18 protein-coding genes are annotated in these 18,324 nt (G+C 64.0%); 12 read left to right on the top strand and 6 right to left on the bottom strand.

What is annotated here, in order from left to right; all coding sequences use genetic code 11:
- Nucleotides 1-3 precede the first annotated feature (3 nt).
- Nucleotides 4-867, top strand: coding sequence for a UPF0280 family protein (locus ACO06O_RS12850; protein WP_421880334.1), 864 nt, complete (start codon nt 4-6; stop codon nt 865-867).
- A 48-nt stretch (nt 868-915) separates the two neighbouring features.
- The gene (locus tag ACO06O_RS12845; protein ID WP_420419796.1) at nt 916-1,503 is read left to right on the top strand and encodes an amino acid synthesis family protein; all 588 of its coding nucleotides are present in this window, start codon (nt 916-918) and stop codon (nt 1,501-1,503) included.
- 85 nt (nt 1,504-1,588) lie between these two features.
- Here the strand turns inward: ACO06O_RS12845 and ACO06O_RS12840 are convergent, their stop codons facing one another.
- Nucleotides 1,589-4,831 (bottom strand): hypothetical protein, encoded by a 3,243-nt coding sequence (locus tag ACO06O_RS12840; RefSeq protein WP_421880332.1) that lies wholly within the window; start codon nt 4,829-4,831, stop codon nt 1,589-1,591.
- A 250-nt stretch (nt 4,832-5,081) separates the two neighbouring features.
- Between ACO06O_RS12840 and upp the strand changes: the two genes are divergently transcribed.
- The 8 genes from upp to ACO06O_RS12800 all read left to right on the top strand — a co-directional run bounded on the left by upp (nt 5,082) and on the right by ACO06O_RS12800 (nt 11,285).
- On the top strand, nt 5,082-5,732 hold the full coding sequence (gene upp, locus ACO06O_RS12835; protein ID WP_421880330.1) for a uracil phosphoribosyltransferase: 651 nt from the start codon (nt 5,082-5,084) through the stop codon (nt 5,730-5,732).
- Nucleotides 5,733-5,894: 162 nt separating this feature from the next.
- Nucleotides 5,895-6,164 (top strand): hypothetical protein, encoded by a 270-nt coding sequence (locus ACO06O_RS12830; RefSeq protein ID WP_421880328.1) that lies wholly within the window; start codon nt 5,895-5,897, stop codon nt 6,162-6,164.
- 78 nt (nt 6,165-6,242) lie between these two features.
- Complete coding sequence (locus ACO06O_RS12825; RefSeq protein ID WP_421880326.1) at nt 6,243-7,097, top strand: DUF692 domain-containing protein; 855 nt, start codon at nt 6,243-6,245, stop codon at nt 7,095-7,097.
- Nucleotides 7,094-7,900 carry a DNA-binding domain-containing protein gene (locus tag ACO06O_RS12820; RefSeq protein ID WP_421880324.1) on the top strand — a complete coding sequence of 269 codons (807 nt, stop codon included), beginning with the start codon at nt 7,094-7,096 and terminating at the stop codon, nt 7,898-7,900. The genes ACO06O_RS12825 and ACO06O_RS12820 overlap by 4 nt, the downstream gene beginning before the upstream one ends.
- Nucleotides 7,901-7,991: 91 nt before the next feature.
- Nucleotides 7,992-8,774 carry a dienelactone hydrolase family protein gene (locus ACO06O_RS12815; protein WP_421880322.1) on the top strand — a complete coding sequence of 261 codons (783 nt, stop codon included), beginning with the start codon at nt 7,992-7,994 and terminating at the stop codon, nt 8,772-8,774.
- A 93-nt stretch (nt 8,775-8,867) separates the two neighbouring features.
- Complete coding sequence (locus ACO06O_RS12810; protein ID WP_421880320.1) at nt 8,868-9,359, top strand: DUF2937 family protein; 492 nt, start codon at nt 8,868-8,870, stop codon at nt 9,357-9,359.
- Nucleotides 9,360-9,485: 126 nt separating this feature from the next.
- A complete protein-coding gene (locus tag ACO06O_RS12805) occupies nt 9,486-10,700 on the top strand; it encodes an MFS transporter (protein WP_421880318.1) in 1,215 nt (404 codons plus the stop codon).
- A gap of 90 nt (nt 10,701-10,790) precedes the next feature.
- On the top strand, nt 10,791-11,285 hold the full coding sequence (locus ACO06O_RS12800) for a class I SAM-dependent methyltransferase (protein ID WP_420419805.1): 495 nt from the start codon (nt 10,791-10,793) through the stop codon (nt 11,283-11,285).
- 178 nt (nt 11,286-11,463) lie between these two features.
- Here the strand turns inward: ACO06O_RS12800 and gabD are convergent, their stop codons facing one another.
- The 3 genes from gabD to ACO06O_RS12785 all read right to left on the bottom strand — a co-directional run bounded on the left by gabD (nt 11,464) and on the right by ACO06O_RS12785 (nt 14,793).
- Complete coding sequence (gene gabD / locus ACO06O_RS12795; protein WP_421880316.1) at nt 11,464-12,939, bottom strand: NADP-dependent succinate-semialdehyde dehydrogenase; 1,476 nt, start codon at nt 12,937-12,939, stop codon at nt 11,464-11,466.
- A gap of 195 nt (nt 12,940-13,134) precedes the next feature.
- A complete protein-coding gene (gene thpR, locus ACO06O_RS12790; protein ID WP_420419807.1) occupies nt 13,135-13,695 on the bottom strand; it encodes an RNA 2',3'-cyclic phosphodiesterase in 561 nt (186 codons plus the stop codon).
- Between the two features lie 45 nt (nt 13,696-13,740).
- Nucleotides 13,741-14,793, bottom strand: coding sequence for an NADP(H)-dependent aldo-keto reductase (locus ACO06O_RS12785; protein WP_421880314.1), 1,053 nt, complete (start codon nt 14,791-14,793; stop codon nt 13,741-13,743).
- A gap of 181 nt (nt 14,794-14,974) precedes the next feature.
- Here ACO06O_RS12785 and ACO06O_RS12780 point away from each other — a divergent pair, with 181 nt between their 5' ends.
- Entirely contained in the window at nt 14,975-15,727 is a 753-nt protein-coding gene (locus tag ACO06O_RS12780; protein WP_421880312.1) for a hypothetical protein, read from the top strand.
- Between the two features lie 16 nt (nt 15,728-15,743).
- Here ACO06O_RS12780 and ACO06O_RS12775 read toward each other — a convergent pair whose 3' ends face one another.
- Nucleotides 15,744-16,892, bottom strand: a complete 1,149-nt coding sequence (locus ACO06O_RS12775; protein ID WP_421880310.1) for an FIST signal transduction protein — start codon at nt 16,890-16,892, stop codon at nt 15,744-15,746.
- A gap of 16 nt (nt 16,893-16,908) precedes the next feature.
- Complete coding sequence (locus ACO06O_RS12770; RefSeq protein WP_421880308.1) at nt 16,909-17,589, bottom strand: arylesterase; 681 nt, start codon at nt 17,587-17,589, stop codon at nt 16,909-16,911.
- Here ACO06O_RS12770 and ACO06O_RS12765 point away from each other — a divergent pair.
- Nucleotides 17,588-18,319 (top strand): ABC transporter ATP-binding protein, encoded by a 732-nt coding sequence (locus tag ACO06O_RS12765; protein ID WP_421880306.1) that lies wholly within the window; start codon nt 17,588-17,590, stop codon nt 18,317-18,319. The two genes, ACO06O_RS12770 and ACO06O_RS12765, sit on opposite strands and share 2 nt — an antisense overlap.
- Nucleotides 18,320-18,324: the final 5 nt, after the last annotated feature.

Genomic DNA, 18,324 nt, shown 5'->3' with positions numbered 1-18,324 from the left:
GTTATGACCGGTCCCGCCGTGGCACGGTTAGACGGCAACAGGCTGCATCTGCAACAGGGTCCGATCGATCTGATCGTCGAAGCCGTCGGCGCGGATGGGGCCGTAGAATCCGCCTATGCGGCGGCGCAATCCTGTTTCAACGGTCTGTTGGAAGAACTGGCGGCGGAATTGCCGGTTCTGCGACAGGCCAAGGGGCCGGCGCCTGCCGGCCCGGTCGCGCGGCGCATGCATGCGGCCGTGACGGCCCTGCCGGGCGATGTTTTCGTCACCCCGATGGCGGCAGTCGCCGGGGCGGTTGCCGACCACGTCCTGACCGCAATGACCGATGCTGCCGATCTGGCAAAGGCCTATGTTAATGACGGCGGCGACATCGCCTTTCACCTGACGCCGGGTCAGATCATGGAAATCGGCCTGATCTCGGACTTGGAGCGCGGAATTGCGGGGGGCAGGCTGAAGATCGACGCCGCCAGCCCGGTCCGCGGCGTGGCCACCAGCGGCCGCGCGGGCCGGTCCCATTCCTTGGGTATCGCCGATGCGGTCACGGTCCTGGCGGGCAATGCCGCCGCCGCCGATGCCGCCGCAACCCTGATCGCCAATGCCGTCGATATCGATCATCCGGCGATTGAGCGAAAGCCCGCCAGCGCATTGGATCCAGACAGCGATCTGGGCGACCGGCCGGTCACCGTCTCCGTCGGCCATATGCGCATGGACGCAATCGCCCGGGCGCTGGACGGCGGGGTCAGCCGCGCCGAATCCTACCGCCGCGAAGGCGTCATCGAAGATGCGATCCTGTTCCTGCGCGGCGAGAGCCGCATTGTCGGCGCGATGACGGCGCTGGCGCCGCCCGCCCTGAATTTCCCGGATTGATCCCCCACTGACCGAACCGTCCCAAATTGAGGCCTGAAGGAAACCGCCATGAGCTTCGACGTCGCCATCCGCAAACTGGTCACCCATCGCGAAGAAATCCGCCATGAATTCGGCCCCAAGCCGGACCGCCCCGTCGCCGTCGCCTGGTCCGCCGCGATCATCGCCAACCCCTATGCCGGTGGCTATGTCGAAGACGTGCAGGCCGGAATGGAGGCGCTGAAGCCGTTGGGCGACGAAATGGCGGCGGCCCTGCTGAAGGCGCTGGACTGTCCGGCGGACCGGGTTGAGGCCTATGGCAAGGGCTCGCTGGTCGGGATCGACGGGGAACTGGAACACGGCGCCCTGTGGCATGTGCCCGGCGGCTATGCCATGCGCCGCCTGCTGGGCAACGCCAAGGCCATCGTGCCGTCGTCCAAGAAGGTCGGCGTTGCGGGCACCAGCCTCGACGTGCCGATCCACCACATCAACGCCGCCTATGTCCGCAGCCACTTCTCCACCGTCACCGTCCAGGTCGCCGACGCCCCGCGCGCCCGCGAACTGATGTTCGCCCTCGCCATGACCGACGGCGGCCGCATCCACGCCCGCATGGGCGGCCTGACCCAGGACCAGATCTCGGTCGGCGACGGGCAGCGGTAGGGGCGCATTAAGCGGTCAAACGCGCTGTCGTTAGATGGTGCCGAACCATAGAAGGCCCCTGCATTCGCAGGAGAGCACTGGGGGGCTATTCCTCGCGGCCCGTGGCGCGGCAGAGGAGAATGTAGAGCTTGCCGACATCGGAGGTGAGGAAGGTGGAGTGCAGCAGGTGCTCCGGGTCGGTGATTTCGCTTTCCTCCAGCAGCCGGTCGAACTGGTCGATATAGCGCAGCACGTATTTCCGCGCGTCCGGATCGTGGCGGATCTTGTCCATCACCGTCTTGACGATGGAGGCCTGGCGGGTGCGCAGCAGGGTGCGGGTGAAGACGGTGCGGTCGCCCTTCACATAGCGGCGCCAATCGGCCTCAGGTACCTCGCCCTGCAGCACGCGGGTCAGGTCGATGGTGATGGAGTTCAATTCCTCGACGATATAGCGCGCGGTCTTCAGGAACAGGTCGCGGCGCTGTTCCTCTTCCTGCAGCTTGAGCTGTTCCGACTGTTCCTCGGCCTGTTTCGACGCCTCGGTCAGGCGCTCGATCTGGCCCTGGAATTTCTCGGCCGCGCGGGACGAACGGACTTCCGATTCGTCGACCGCCTTCATCATCTGCTGGGTGCGCTGGGACAGCGTGTCGACCAGGTCCTTGAGCTGCCCCTTCGACGCGCCGGCGGCGCGTTCAAGGGATGAGACCTGCTCGCTCAACGTCCGGCCGACCAGGGCCAATTGCTGGTTCGCCAGATCGCCCGCCGCGGCGATATCCCCGGATTGGGTGCGCAGCATCTCGATCAGCGCACGGACCCGTTCGGCGGTCAGTTCGGTGCGTTCCTCCACGCCTTCGGCCTGCTGTGCGAAGGCGTCGGAAATCAGTTGCAGCGACCGGGACGCCGCCTCCGCCGCGCCGGTCAGGGCGTCGGCCTGCCGTTTCAGCGCCTCGCGGTTGTCGGCGATCTGCATGCCGGCCTGGACGGAGGCCGTGGTGACCTGTTCGGCCTGATTGTGGAAGGTCTGGCCGACCTGCTCCAGGAGGGTCAGTGCCGTCTGGGTTGCCTGGCGCATCTCGCCGGTCTCGCTGCGGAACAAGCCGCCGGCCTCGGTCAGGCGGCGCGACACCTCGTCGGTGATCGCGGCCATGTCCTCGACTCGGGCCTGCAGCATCCGGTCCAGCTCGCCACCCTTTTCGACCGCGATACGGGACGCTTCCATCAGCGTTTCCGACTGGTTTTCGGCATGGCCGTCCAGGGCCTGGCGCTGTTCGGCCATCTGCATCGCCAGGGCGCGCAGGGCCTCCGCGTCCGCCGCCAGTCTTTCGCGGATGGTCAGCGCATCGCCGGTGGCCTTGTCGGTGACCCGCTCCAATTCCGCGGTTTCGTGCTGCAGCCCGTGGCGGATTTCGCGGATCTGTCCGGTGGCGCGGTCCGCCGCTTCGCGCAGGGCGCTGGAATTCTTGGTCAGCACCTCGCCCAATTGCTGGGCATGGCTCGCCGACCAATCAGCGGCCTCGCGCAGGGACTGGCTCTGCTTCTTCAGCATTTCGACCATGCCGCGGGTCTGGGCGATGGCGGGGTCGAATGTATCGTCCAGCGTCTCCATGCCCTCTGCCATCGCGTCCTTGATGGCGGACAGGCGCTGGGCCAGCAGGCTTTCGATCTCTTTCGCCTGTTTGGCCGTGCTTTCCGACGCCGCGGTCAACTCGCCCGCCTGCTGGCGCAGCGAGGCGCGGATCGATTCCGACCGCGCGGCGGCCAGGTCGCTCGCCTTGGCGATTTCGCCGGCCTGTTCGCGCAGCGCTACGCCCATGGCCCGCAACTGTTCCGTCGCCTGTTCGGAGGTCGCGGCCAGTCCTTTGCGCTGCCGGTCGCTTTCGGCGTTCACCTGGTTCGCCTGCTCGGCCAGCGCGGCGATCAGGGCGGAGAACTCTTCCATCTGGCGGGCGACGGAGCTGCGCACCGTGTCCGAATGGGTCGCCAATCCGTCCGTTGTTTTCGACAGGTCCAGCGATTGCTGGCGCAGCGACAGGGTGATTTCCTCGATCTGCTGCTCGGTGCGTTGCAGGGCCTGGTCCAGATCAGCTTTCGCGGTATCGACGCTTTGATCCAGCCGCCCGCCGAACCGCGCCGCCGTCTCGTCCGCCGTGTCCGCTATGCCGTCGACCCGGTCCGTCGCGCGGTTCAGGCTGTCGGTCATACCCTCGTCCAGCCGCGCCATGGATTGCGCCACGGATTCTTCCAGCAGACCGGCCTGGCGCGTCAGGATCTCGCTCAACTGCGTGATCCGGCTTTCGCTGCGATCGGCGAAGCCCGTCATTTCCAGGGTCTGGCGTTCGAAAGCGTCTTGCAGCCGCGCCGCGACCCGCTCTACCTCTTCCTTCAGGGACCGGGCGATGGCGGACGCGTTCTCGCGGGCATGGTCGGACGCGTCGGTCAGCGCCCGGATACTGCCGTCCAGAGTGTCCCGCGCGCCGCTGCTGTGCTTTTCCGCCTCCGACGTCGCCTGGGTCAGGCGGTCGGTATAGCTGTCGAACATATCGCCGATGGACCGGATTTCCTGGGCCGCCCGCTCGGACGCCGCGACCGTGTCCGACGCCTGGATTTTCAGCGACGCGGTCACGGAATCGGTCGTTTCCAGGACGTTGGTCGCGGCCTTCATCAGGGTTTCCGATTGGGTTTCGACCGTGGCCTCGATTTCGCGGCGGTGCCGCTCCATCCGGTCGGCGACGCCTTCCAGACGGTCGGCCTGGGCGGACAGGCCCTTGCGCATGTCGCTGGCCTTGTCCTCGGCCCGATGCGCGGCGGAATCGAGGAGGTCCGTCGTCTCCCGGAGCGAATCCGCCAGATCCCCCAGATTGGCGATCGCCACATCGCCTGCCTGTGTCAGTCGGTCCGCCTGATCGCGCAGCATATCGGCGACGCGTCGGACGCGCAGATCGTTTTCCTCCACCGGGACGGTCAGCAGATCCATCTGCCGCCGCAGCAATTCGGTATGGATACGGACATCTTCCGAGCGGCGGATGTAAAGGGCGAAGACCCAGAACAGAATCAGCGGAAAGACCAGTCCCGTCACGATTGCGCCGATTTCATGCGGCAAAAGCACGTCGATCAGTTGCAGACCGCCAAGATCCTGCAGATAGCTGCCCGCCGCGCCGATCCAGGCAACGGTCACGATGGCCGCGAAAAGACCGACGATACGCGACCGGCGCCGGGCCTTGTCGGCCAGGCGCTTAACGTCTTCCGGCACCGCCATATCGCCCTGGCGTCGACCGCCGGGAAAACGGGCGACTTTGGCGCGGCCGGGGGCATTGACGTTCGCTGGGGCGCGATCCTTATCGTCGCTCATGCGCAATCCTTACAAAACGGCGAATAAGTCCTCAGAATCGGCGATTCTTCGCAGATTGCCATAAAAAAGGACTTTAGCGGGAATCGGCGGGTCGGGCCATGCGCACCGATGCGGTATCGTTCCGGCACCCAATATCCGCGATTGTTCGCGGGGCCGCCGCACACTAATCTGCGGCCTCGCAACCACGACCCAGCCGTCCAGCCGCCCGCGCCGTCCCGGCCGCCGGAAAGCCAGAGGAGCGCCCGCCGCCATGCGCACGCATAAAGACTTCCCCTCGCTTCACATCGTCGATCATCCGCTGGTTCAGCATAAGCTGACTTTTCTGCGGAAGAAGGACACGCCGACGAACATGTTCCGGACCCTGTTGAAAGAAATCGCCCTTCTGATGGGGTATGAGATCACCCGGAATGTGCCACTGACGCATATCGAGATCGATACACCGCTGCAGCCCATGCGCGCACCGGTCCTGGCCGGCCGCAAACCGGCGATCGTCCCGGTCCTGCGCGCCGGATTGGGCATGGTCGACGGCCTGTTGGAACTGATGCCGTCGGCGCGGATCGGGCATATCGGCGTCTATCGTGATCCGAAGACGAAGATGCCGGAAGAGTATTACGTGAACCTGCCCGAACCTGGGGGGCGGTTGTTCATTCTGTGCGATCCGATGCTGGCGACGGGGAATTCCGCCGCCCATGCGGTCAAGGTTCTGGTCGACCGTGGGGTCGAGGAACAGAACATCCGTTTCCTGTCCCTGGTGGCCGCGCCGGAGGGGATGCGGGTCTTCTCGGACGCGCATCCTGGTGTCGCGGTCTATACCGCATCGCTGGACGAGAAGCTGAACGAAAAGGCCTATATCGTCCCCGGCCTGGGCGACGCCGGCGACCGTCTGTTCGGGACACGGTAACCGGGCCGGTTCCCGGAAGTCCTTGCGATCAAATGCGTCTCACCGTTTCGTGAAAGCGTGAGACGGCAATGTGACCCCCGTTCCGCGCCGGGGCCGATACACTCATCGGCGTCGGTCTAAGGGGGCCGGCATGTCAAAGAACATCATTTGGAGATGACTTACATGTCGATTCAGAAAAAATCCGTCGGCGCCACGCTCGCGACCGCCGCTGCTGCTCTCTTCATCTCCGGTGCGGCGGTGTCCGTCGCTCCGACGGCCTCGCATGCCAGTGAGGTGAAGTGCGCCGGTATCAACGATTGCAAGGGCCATGGCGCCTGCGCGTCCGCTTCGAACTCCTGCAAGGGACTGAACGAGTGCAAGGGCCACGGCTGGGTCCCGGCCGCGTCGGCCGAAGAATGCACCTCGAAGGGCGGCAACGTCCTGGAAGGCTGACGCCGCGCGACATGATCAATGTCGATCGGGGGGCCGGTTTCCTGGCCCCCCGATACGCGTCATGTTTAACTGCACTTTATGACCGATATGATCGAAGGTTTGTCCGGTTTCGGCCTTGGCCTGCGCCCGCCGCATTTCCCCGCCCTGCTGGACGGGATCGAGGGGCAATGGCCCGGGATCGACTGGTTCGAGGTCATTTCGGAAAATTACATCGATGTCGGCGGCATGCCGATGCGCAACCTGATGCGGGTGCGCGAACGCTATCCGATGGCGATGCACGGCGTGTCCCTGTCGATCGGATCGACCGATCCATTGGACAGGGATTATCTGCGCGGCCTCAAGGCGCTGGCCGACCGGTTGGAGCCGGCGGTCGTCTCCGACCATCTGTGTTGGACCGGCGCGCATGGCATCAATCTGCACGATCTGTTGCCGCTGCCCCTGACGGAGGAGAGCCTGGCCCATGTGGCCGACCGGGTCGGACAGGTGCAGGACGCGCTTGGCCGCCGGATCGCGCTGGAAAATGCGTCGACCTATGTGACCTATGAATCCGACTCCCTGACGGAATGGGAGTTCCTGGCGGCCCTGACGGCGCGGGCGGATTGCGATCTGCTGCTGGACGTCAACAACATCTATGTTTCCGCCTTCAATCACGGTTTCGACGCGCAGGACTATCTCGCCGGCATTCCGGCCGACCGGGTGCGTCAGATCCATCTCGCGGGGCATGAGAATAATGGCGATCACATCGTCGATACCCATGACGCGCCGGTGGTGGATCCGGTCTGGGATCTCTACAGCGACACGATCCGGCGCCTGGGTCCGGTACCGACCATGATCGAACGCGACGCCAAAATTCCGCCGCTGGAAGAACTGATTACGGAACTGCAGCGCGCGCGCCGCCTGTCCGACAATGCGGTACGCGGGGCGGCGGCATGACCGCCGGGCTGGCGGATCTTCAATCCATGATGCAGGACCGCCTGCTCGGCGGGTCCGATGCGATCGCCGGGCATCTGGCGCAGGGCGGTCCCTTCCTGAAAGTTTACGGCAATGGATATGGGGCGCGCCTGCACGAGGTGATGGCGGATGTCTTTCCAGGCGTGCATGCCCTGATCGGCGATGACGGTTTCGCCCGGGCGGTGGAGGACTATACGGCGGCTCATCCGTCACGCTTTCGGTCGATCCGGTGGCTTGGCCGGGATTTCCCGGCATGGCTGACCGATGCGCCGGCCTGGCGCGGACAGCCGGTCGTTACGGAAATGGCGACCTATGAATGGGCCCTGAGTCTTGCCTTCGACGCGCCGGACCGGGATTCTGTGCCCATCGAGGCACTGGCGTCGGTCGCGCCGGAGGCCTGGCCCGGACTGACCTTCGATCTTCATCCGGCCTTGCATACGGTAAGGCTGTCCCATGACGTGGCGCCATTCCGGCGCGCCGCGGCGGAGGATCAGGAGCCGGATGCGGCTCCGCCCAAGCTTGAGGCGCCGGGGTTATGGGCGGTCTGGCGCGATTCCGAGATGCTGATCGTGCGCTATCGCCCCCTGGCCGGCGACGAGGCGCAGGGCTTGGAGGCTGTGCGAGGCGGCGGCGATTTCTCCGCCTTGTGCGAAATTGCCGCCGAAACTGTGCCGCCGGAGGAGGTCGCCGCCCGGGCCGCCGGCTTCTTGAAGGATTGGGTCGACGCCGGTTGGATCACCGGGCTGGGCGGCATTCCGGAGGCGGCCCTTCCAAATGATCGATAGCGTCGATGGTCATGCGATCTTGATTTAACATTGTCGCGCCCCAGCCTCATGCTGCGGGATGTTCCGGAACCGAGAGCAGGAGGATCACAGGATGTTGGCGAGACGCGATCTGATCAAATCCATGGGCGCCGGACTGGGCGCGTTGCCTTTGGCCACGGTGCTGGCCAATCCCGATTTCGCCCGTGCAGCCGCCGACAGCCTGCAGATTGTGGAAGGAACCCTGGCGGACGGACGGAAAGTCGGCGCGGCGCTGGCCATGCCGGCGACGACGCCCGCCCCGGCGGTGATGCTGATCCACGAATGGTGGGGCCTGAACGATCAGATCAAGGCGGTGGCCGCCGATTTTGCGCAGCAGGGCTATATCGCCCTGGCCATCGATCTAATGGGCGGAGAGGTGGCGACGACGCCGGACGGGGCCAAGGCGCTGACCGGCAAGGTCGCGGACGACCCGCAGACCGCGGTCGAAACCTGCACCTTGTGGACGGACTTCCTGAAAACCCATGATGCGGGAACGGGGCGCGTCGGAACCTGCGGCTGGTGCTTCGGCGGCGGGTGGTCCCTGAACGCGTCCCTGGCCAGCCCTGTGGACGCGACGGTCGTCTATTATGGCCGGGTCAACAAGGAGGCGGCGGAACTGGCACCGCTGTCGGGGCCGGTGCTGGGTCATTTCGCGACCCAGGACAAGTTCATCAATAAGCCGATGGTCGACGGTTTCGTGGCCGCCATGGCCGATGCGGGGAAGAGCCTGACCGTCTATTGGTACGAGGCGGATCACGCCTTCGCCAACCCGACCGGATCGCGATATGATCAGGAAGACGCTGCCTTGGCCTGGGAACGCACAACGGGCTTCCTGGCGCAAAATCTGCAGCTTTAGGGACAAAACGCCCTTTCTGATACGCCCGGATTGGCAAACCGGGCGGGAGTCGGTCTATGATCCGGGCTGCCGTCTTGGTTGGGGACCGATCCGATGTTGAAGAAGCTGCATATCGTTTTCGCCCTGCTATGCGCCGTGGCGATGTCGCAGTTTCCAGAATTTCATCAGCAATATACCCAGCGCATCGGCGGGGCGCTGGACGAGTTGACCCTGCAGGTCGCCGCGCTGGACGAACGCGCGCGCAATGCGGGGATGGACCGGTACGATTATGTCCGCCATTTCCAGAACAATTCGGACAGTATCGTAAAGGGCGAGGGCGATGCCATGTTGGCGACGCTGTCCCGCCAGCAACGATTGGCCAAAGCCTATGATCGGCTGACGGAAGCGCCCTGGTACATGATCGTCGTCGAAACCGCCTTCCATCTGGAACCCGATGTCGCCGCCAATACGGCGGAGGTTTTCGTGCCGGCGGTACCGATCTCCTTCTCGGGTGCGGTTCATACTTTCGCGGGCTTTCTGATCGGATACCTCCTGCCGGCGATGCTGGGCAGTCTGGTGCCGCGGCGCAGATCGCGCGCAGCATAGGTTCGCGCCGGTTCAAGGCCCAACCCGTGCCCTGAGGGCGAAATATTGTTGCGCATAATTCGCGAGACGCCGCCGACGATGGGGCGTATCACCGCCTGACCCGCGCCCATATCTCGGAGTCCGATCATGTCCGCGAACGATCGCAATGCCATTTTCGTGCTGCTCGCCGGCTTTATGCTGCTGGCGGTCAGTTTCGGCGCGCGTATATCCTTCGGCGTCTTCCTGCCCGCCATGCCTGAAGCCACCGGCTTCGACATCAGTTCGATCTCCCTCGTCCTGGCGGTGCAGAACCTCGTCTGGGGCGCGGCGCAGCCCTTTGCGGGGCGGCTGTCGGATCGTTACGGCGCGGCCCCGGTCGCTTTCGGTGGCGCGGTTCTCTATGCCGGTGGCCTGATGGTCACGGCCTATTCCGACACCTATCTTTTGTTCGGAGCGTCGGCCGGGATCGCATTGGGCATGGCGCAGGCGGCGATCGGTTTTCCGGTCATTCTGGCCGCCATCGGACGCACGACCAGCGATAAGCGGCGTGGCCTGTTCCTGGGTATCGCCACCGCGGGCGGCAGCTTCGGCCAATTGGTTTTCTCGCCGCTCAGCGACGTTTTCCTGCAAAGCTTCGGCCTGGTCGACGCCTTCCTGGTGATGGGGGCGATCTGCCTCGCTGCCGCGACCCTGACAATCTTTGTGCGCCGGGAAACACGGCCGACCGAGGAACAACGCCTTGCAGCTGCCGCTGCGCCCGGTCAATCGCTGCGTGAAGTTCTGGGCCGCGCGATGTCGGACCGCAGCTTCCTGCTGCTGATCGCGGGCTTCTTCGTCTGCGGCTTCCACCTGGCCTTCATCGCGGTGCACCTGCCGAACTTCGCCGTCCTGTGCGGCTTGCCGAAAAGTTCCGGCACTTATGGCCTGGCGGTGATCGGTGCCTTCAACATCATCGGTACCATTGTCGCCGGGCAGATCGGCGGATCGTTCCGGCCGAAATACCCTTTATCGCTGATCTACTTCCTGCGCGGCGTGGCGGCCCTGGCCCTGCTGTTCATCCCGGTGACGGAGTTCGTGCTGATCGCGTTCAGCGCCGTAATCGGCCTGTTGTGGCTGTCCACCGTGCCGCTGACCAGCCTGACGGTCGCCAAGCTGCACGGCCCGGCCAATGTCGGCATGCTGTTCGGCATCGTCTTCTTCAGCCACCAAGTCGGCAGCTTCATCGGCCTGGTCATGGCGGGCGAATTCATCGAACGGTTCGGCAATTACGACCTGATGTGGATCGCCAGCGCGGCGCTGGGTCTGTTCGCCGCTCTGGTCCATCTGCCGATCGAAGATAACCGCAAACTCCAGCCGGCGTGATCGGATGTGACCGGGTTGAGGCTTGGCAAATCGGACGGACGGGTTACATAGGGTCCGGTAACCCGCGCCGCCCGAGAGAGTTTCAGCCACATGTCACGATTGGAATCCTTCATCCGCCGGATGGACGCGCAGCGTCGTCTTCTGAACGACGCTATGGCCGATGTGGCGGACAAGGACGGGATCGTCCTGGAACTGGGGCTGGGGAACGGCCGGACCTACGATCATCTGCGCGAGAACATGCCGGGCCGGGACATCTATGTCTTCGAACGTGAAGTCCGTGCCCATCCCGGCTGCATCCCGCCCGACGACCGCCTCTATCTCGGCCATGTGATCGAACAGTTGGAGAAAGCCGCGGCGGAATTGGGCCCGCGTGCGATTCTGGTCCATAGCGATGTCGGCAATGGCGACGAACCCGCCAGTATCGATTTCGGCCGTACCATCCTGGCCCCGGCCCTCCGCCCGCTTCTGGCCCCCGGTGCCCGCATCCTCAGCGACCAACCGGTCCCTGTCGAGGGCGCTTTGGAGTTGGAAAAGCCCGCTGATATGGATCCTGAGCGGTATTACATCTACCGCTATTTGGGCTAACGATCCGACCGCCGCAGGCCCTCACCCGGCCCTTTCGGGCCACCCTCTCCCTGGAGGGAGAGGGTTAGAAACATGACTTGCACCCCCTCTCCCTGGAGGGAGAGGGGCGGGGTGAGGGGGATTGCGACCGTGCCGTTAGGCGACGGCCGCAGAGCGTCTCTCAGGCGAAGAGGAAAACCTACACCCCGCCCATCAGGATGTATTTCATCTCGCAGAACTCATCGAGGCCGTATTTGGAGCCTTCACGGCCCAGGCCCGATTCCTTGACGCCGCCGAACGGGGCGACTTCGGTCGACAGGATACCGGTGTTCAGCGCGACCATGCCGTATTCCAGTTGCTCCGCGACGCGCCAGACGCGGCCGATATCGCGGGCGTAGAAATAGGAGGCCAGGCCGAATTCCGTGTCGTTCGCCATGGCGACGACCTCGTCCTCGTCCTTGAAGCGGAACAGCGGGGCCAGGGGGCCGAAGGTTTCGTCCTTCGACACCATCATGTCCTGGGTCACGCCGGCCAGGACCGTCGGCTCATAGAAGGACATGCCCAGCGCATGGCGGTTGCCGCCGGTCAGGACGCTGGCCCCCTTGGATTTGGCGTCGGCCAGATGTTCCTCGACCTTCTCCACGGCGGCCATGTCGATCAGCGGGCCGATGACGACACCGTTGTCGACGCCGTTGCCGATCTTCAGCGCCTTGACCTTGGCGGCCAGTTTCTCGGCGAATTCGTCATAGACCGCGTCCTGGACATAGATCCGGTTGGCGCAGACACAGGTCTGGCCGGCATTGCGGAACTTGCAGACGATGGCCCCTTCGACCGCCGCGTCGATATCGGCGTCGTCGAAGACGATGAAGGGAGCATTGCCGCCCAGTTCCATCGAAACCTTCTTCACCGTGTCGGCACATTGCTTGATCAGGATCTTGCCGATCTCGGTCGAGCCGGTGAAGGACACCTTGCGGACGATCGGGTTGCCGGTCATTTCGCCGCCGATGGCACCGGCGGAACCGGTGACGACGGACAAAACGCCCTTCGGCACACCCGCGCGCTCCGCCAGTTCGGCCAACGCCAGCGCGGACAGCGGCGTCTGCGAGGCGGGCTTGGCGACGGCGGGGCAGCCGGCGGCCAGCGCCGGCCCGGCCTTGCGCGTGATCATCGCAATCGGAAAGTTCCACGGCGTGATGAAGGCGGTGACGCCGATCGGCTGCTTGATGACGACGATGCGCTTGTCGTCCTGATGCTGCGGGATGACGTCGCCATACATCCGCTTGGCCTCTTCGGCGAACCATTCCAGGAAGGACGCGCCATAGGCGACTTCGCCCTTGGCTTCCGGCAGCGGCTTGCCCTGTTCCGAGGTCATGATCAGCGCCAGGTCGTCGGCATTCTCATGCATCAGTTCGAACCAGCGACGCAGGATCGCGGCCCGGTCCTTGGCCAGTTTCGACCGCCAGGCCGGCCAGGCGGCATTGGCGGCTTCGATGGCGCGGCGGGTTTCGGCGGCACCCATCTTCGGCACGGTGGCGATGACTTCGCCGGTCGCCGGGTTGGTGACGTCGATGGTTTCGCCGCTGTCGGCATCGACCCATTGGCCGTCGATATAACCCTGCTGCTTCAGCAGGCTCGGGTCCTTGAGGCTGAGCCCCTTGGTCTTGATCTCGTTCATGGCGTCCACCCTTTTCTTGCGTGGCGGCGCACCTTTGGTCGCGCCGCGGGGAATCTCTGGACGGAATCGGTACTCCGCCAAAGAGGGCATGGCAAGGGATGGGGCCGAGGAAGGGGCGGAGAAACATCTGTGACGCAAGGCCAGAACGCGGCGTTGGTCGCCGCGTTCCGCACCCCGCCGGACGGGACGCCGGGTCTATTCGGCCGCCGCGTAGGCCGCGAAGCGCAGGGCGTAATCCGCCTCTTCGGTATAGATCGACCCGCAATGCGACAGGAAGCTGGAATACAGCACGAACCGGTCCGCGTCGAAGCCCAGATCGCGCGGTAGCCGCCGTTCCGCGACGAAGCGTTCCGCGCCTTCGATGCTGGTCGTCTTCAACCGGCCCAGCGTGATATGCGGGTGGAACTTCCGGCTTTCCGGCCGCAATCCGCAGCGCACGGCGGCGGATTCGACTTTCCGCTGCAGATGCAGCAGGCCGTCATTTTTGCGGATATTGGCGATCAGGGCACTGGGTTTGCGTTTGTTGCCGAACCAGCCGAGCCCATCCAGCGTGACGTCGAAGCCAGGGGCATCGATGCGCATCAGCGTATGGGCGAGGTCTTCGGCCATGCCGAAATCGACCTCGCCAATGAAACGCAGCGTCAGATGGAAGTTTTCGGGATCGGTCCAGCGGGCACCGGGCAGTCCGTTCTGCAGTCCGGTCAGCACGTGCCGGACATCCGCTGGCACGGGCAGGGCGACGAAAAGCCGTATCATGGCGCGCCTCCACTATATATGGGGTCAAAATTGACACCCAGACCACTAATACCCGATTGGCGTCTCCTTGTGAATGGTTTCTATGTCGGCCAGGACCGCGTCGGACAGGGTCATGTCGCCGGTATCGATCGCGGCGTTGAGCTGATCCAGCGTCGTGGCTCCGATGATGTTCGACGTTGTGAACTGCCGCGTATTGACGAAAGTATTCGCCATCTGCGCTGGATCGAGCCCGTGGCGGCGGGCGGTTTCGACATATTTGCGAATGGTCGCAACGGCCCTATCGCTTTGATAACGCGGAAAATACTGCCCGAATAGAGAGAGGCGCGCACCGTCCGGGCGGGCGCCGTCGAGATACTTTCCGGACAGGGTGCCCATGGCCAACGGCGAATAGGCCAGGAGGCCGGCGCCGGTGCGGCAGGATACCTCCGCCAATCCATACTCATACTCGCGCTTCAGCAGATTGTAGGGGTTCTGCACGGACACAACGCGCGGCAGGCCCGCCGTTTCGGCCAGGCGCAGAAACTCCATGACGCCCCAGGCCGATTCGTTGGACAGGCCGACATATCGAACCTTTCCGGCTTTCACCAATTCCTCCAGCGCGCGCAGGGACTCTTCAATCGGAAAACCGTCCCGTTCGGGATTGTGGTTATAGTTCACGACGTCGAAGGCTGTGGTTTCCCGTTCCGGCCAATGCAGCTGGTAGACGTCGATATAATCGGTTTGAAGCCGTTTCAGACTGGCGTCGCAGGCCTCCAGGATCGATTGACGGTCCAGGCGCGTCTCGCCGTCATACAGATGCGGACGCATATAGGGCAGGCGCGTGGCGCGGCCCGCGACCTTGGACGCCAGAATGACCTCGGACCGCCGGCCCGTCTTGGCGAACCAGGTGCCGATGATTTCCTCCGTCCGGCCGTAGGTCTCCGCCCGAGGCGGAATGGCGTAGAGCTCCGCCGTGTCCCAGAAATTCACGCCGCGCTCCAGGGCCAGATCCATCTGGGCATGGCCTTCCGCCTCGGAATTCTGCTCGCCCCAGGTCATGGTGCCCAGGCAGATGACGCTGACGTCGATATCGGTATGACCCAACTTGTTGTAACGCATCGATCGGTTCCCCTCCGGTCAAAATAAAACGGCCCCGGACACGGCGGGGCCACTTTCTAGATATGGGACACTGCTGCCATGTGAAAAGGCGCCATTTGAAAATCGCCCGCAGATAACCCGACTAGGTTGAGTTGCCGGGGTAGACCCTTATCATTGGGTGATTGTCTGAAGGGGATGCGTTATGCGGAATCTGATTCTTGTGTTGCTTGTTGTGGGCGTCGCCAGCTGTCGCAGCGGCGGATACTCCGGCAGCGGCCCGATCCAGTTCAGCGACGGGGTTTTGCGGAACTACGACAATTACATTTCCCGTGAAACGCCGATGAGTTTCGCTGTTACCGAGGATGGCAAAAACTCGTTCTATTATTATTGCCCTTGGAACTATCAAGGACATTGCGAGGCACTGGCGGATACTCAGATCATCTATCAATGCGAGAAGCGGCATAAATCCAAATGTTTGGTTTTTGCGCGCGGGAAGCAGATCGTTTGGGATAATCCGGGAGACTGGCGTGGCGGCGTCCCGGATGGCCAGTACAAGGTGGATCACAACAAGCGACAATCGAGCGATAACTCAGTGCAACCGGTTCCGGCTGGACGCGGAACGGCTTATGCCGGGAGTTTCTTCGGGGAAGGCGCAACGCCTCGAAGCGAAGGGAATGTGCCTGGACCGAAGATTTGCGAAAGAGGGGAAGTCTACCCGGTCACCGCGCGCTACTACAACCGGGTCGTCACTTTGGTGTTCGACTTCACAAGGGCCGGCGGGACAGTCGAGACCATGTCGGGCAAGGTCAGCGGATCGAAATTCAGTTTCGAGGCGGATCTGTTTAGTACGGGATCAGGGTTCGTGGTCAACGGCACCGTTGGCGGCAGGACCATCGACGGACGGGTCGACAGCCATTCCTGCGCATCGCGCTTTCAGTTGTCTGCCACGTCCTGAACAAATTTTGGCCTCGTCAGAGGAACAGCGTCAGCACCCCGGTATACGAGTAAAGACGGTCGCGGCTGAATTCGCCGTTTGCGAAGAATCCGGTCAGGGGGAAGCGGCCCAGAGTCTCCTCGATCAACTGCGTTTCGCGGGCCGGGTCGCTGAACTGATTGGGGCCGCGCGCGGCGCAGGATACATAGAGCCCGCCGCGGATCGGCCTTTCGCCCAGACGGCGTTTGATGTCGGACAGCATGCGGCGCATGTCCTCGGCCGCGCTTGCCGGATCGCGGCGGCAGAACATGACCCCGTCGCCCGGCCGGACCGATGCGGCGATGGCGATGGCGCCGTGGCGCGGATCGATCGCCATCAGGTTCCGGACCGTGTAGTCGCCGCTATCCGACCCGGCCACCGGCAGGGCGGCGAAGATGTAGCCGGCGCATCGATTCAGGTCGCGGGCCAGGATTTCGCCGATATCCTCCTTGAAGACGTCGAGTGCCTTCCGGCCGTTCAATTCGAAGATCACATTCTCTTCACCCGCCGTCACGGTATGGACCGGTCCGATGGGACTGCACCCCTGGCTGAGGGCGGTTTGAATCGGCAATTGAGTCAGTGACAACAGGACGCCGCTCAATCCCTGTCCGTCGGCGCCGTCCGCGACCTGCGACCCGGGACCCTGCGCGGCGCTCAAACCGCCGATCAGGAAACCGTCCGTCTCTTCAACGATGTCGTCGATGATACTGCCCAACAGTCCGTTGCCGGTATCCCCATGGGCCAGGATCATCGGGGGGCCGGCTTGCGACAGCCAATCCGAATGCGTTTCGCTGACCCGGTCGGATTCGCCTCGCGCGCCGGAGAAGATCCGGAATGCGGTCTCGGGGAATGGGCACAGCAGGACCGAAATCGCCGGACTGCCGTAACATTCCTCCAATGCGCCGTCGCGGGCGGTGCCGATCGTACCGAATCCAACGGTCCCGGCCCAATGCTGCACACCGGTCGATTGCCGCAGTAGAACTTCGATATCGGGCAGTTCCGAGGCAAAATCCGGCGTCAGATAAATCAGGCCAAGCCGGTGTTCCGGGCTGGCCTTCTGAAGGACCGGCAGCAGACGACCGATTGCCTGTTGCCAGGTTTCGCCCGTCGCCTGTGCGGCGATGAAGTCTGCCGGGGCGCCGCTCATCGCGGCCCGACCGGCGTCACGATCCGGACCCGGCGGCCAGCGCGTCGATCACACTGGGCGCGATGCGCCGCGCGATGATCTCGACCCCGGCGGCGTTCGGATGCATGCCGTCACCCTGGTTGAGATGCGGTTCCGCCGCCACGCCGTCCAAGAAGAAGGGGTAGAAGGCGGTGCCGTATTTTTCTGCCAACCGGGGATAAAGGGCATTGAACGCCTCGCCATAGTCGCGGCCCATATTCGGCGGGGCCAGCATGCCGGTCAGCAGTACCGGCACCCCGGCAGCTTGGGATTTCTCGATGATCTGGGCCAGGTTCCGTTCGGTGTCTTCCGGCGGCAATCCGCGCAAACCGTCATTCGCACCCAGTTCCAGCAGCATCAGATCCGGCTTTTCCGCGAACAGCCAGTCGACGCGGCTCAACCCGGCCTTGGATGTGTCGCCGGATACGCCGCCATTGATGACGCGGACATCATGGCCCAATGCCTTCAGTTCAGCCTCCAGAACGGCCGGAAAACTGTCTTCCTTCGGCAGGCCGTAGCCGGCGACCAGACTGTCGCCCAGGGCCAGGACCGTCGCCCTTTCGGCGGCCGATGAAGGGGTGGCGGCAAGCACAAAGACCGCGCAGATCGTGGTTGCGGCATTGATCATGGACGCCAGGGCGCCATATAGCCGAAGACGGTTCAAGGAAAGGCGGGTCATGTCATCCCAATTACAGAGCGGCGTGAGCGGCGGCGCGAAAACCGAAATGATCGCGCTGCGCGATGTGCATCTTACACTTGGGTCCTTGGCGGGCGACGTCAACATTCTGCATGGCGTCGATTTGTCCGTGATGCGGGGAGAGACCGTCAGCATCGTCGGGCCGTCCGGATCCGGAAAGACGTCGATGCTGATGATCGTCGCGGGATTGGAACAGGCGACATCTGGGCAAGTGGTCGTCGGCGGTCAGGATTTCGGCGCCCTCGACGAGGACGGTCTGGCGCGGTTTCGGCGCGACAATCTGGGCATTGTCTTTCAAAGCTTCCATCTGGTGCCGACGATGACCGCGGTCGAGAACGTGGCCATCCCCCTGGAACTGGCCGGCCGCCGCGACGCGGCGGAGCGGGCCGCGGCGGTGCTGGATCAGGTCGGTCTGGGGCAGCGTCTGCGGCATTACCCGGGGCAGCTTTCGGGCGGGGAGCAGCAGCGTGTCGCCCTGGCCCGAGCCTTCGCCGCTGAACCGAAACTGATCCTGGCGGATGAGCCGACAGGCAATCTGGACGCCGATACGGGCGCGCAGATCGTAGATCTGATGTTCTCGCTGGCCCGGGATCATGACACGACATTGATGCTGATCACGCATGATTCCACGCTCGCTGCCGCCTGCGATCGGCGGGTGGAGATGCGCGACGGCCGCCTGACCGGCGGCGCGGCGCTGAAAGCGGCGGAGTAACCCGG

Origin of the sequence: Pacificispira sp. (assembly GCF_965228185.1) — a bacterium.
Classification (GTDB): Bacteria; Pseudomonadota; Alphaproteobacteria; order UBA8366; family Aestuariispiraceae; genus Pacificispira.
Note: the sequence above shows the minus strand (reverse complement) of the source record. Positions and strands in the feature narration are given on the sequence as shown.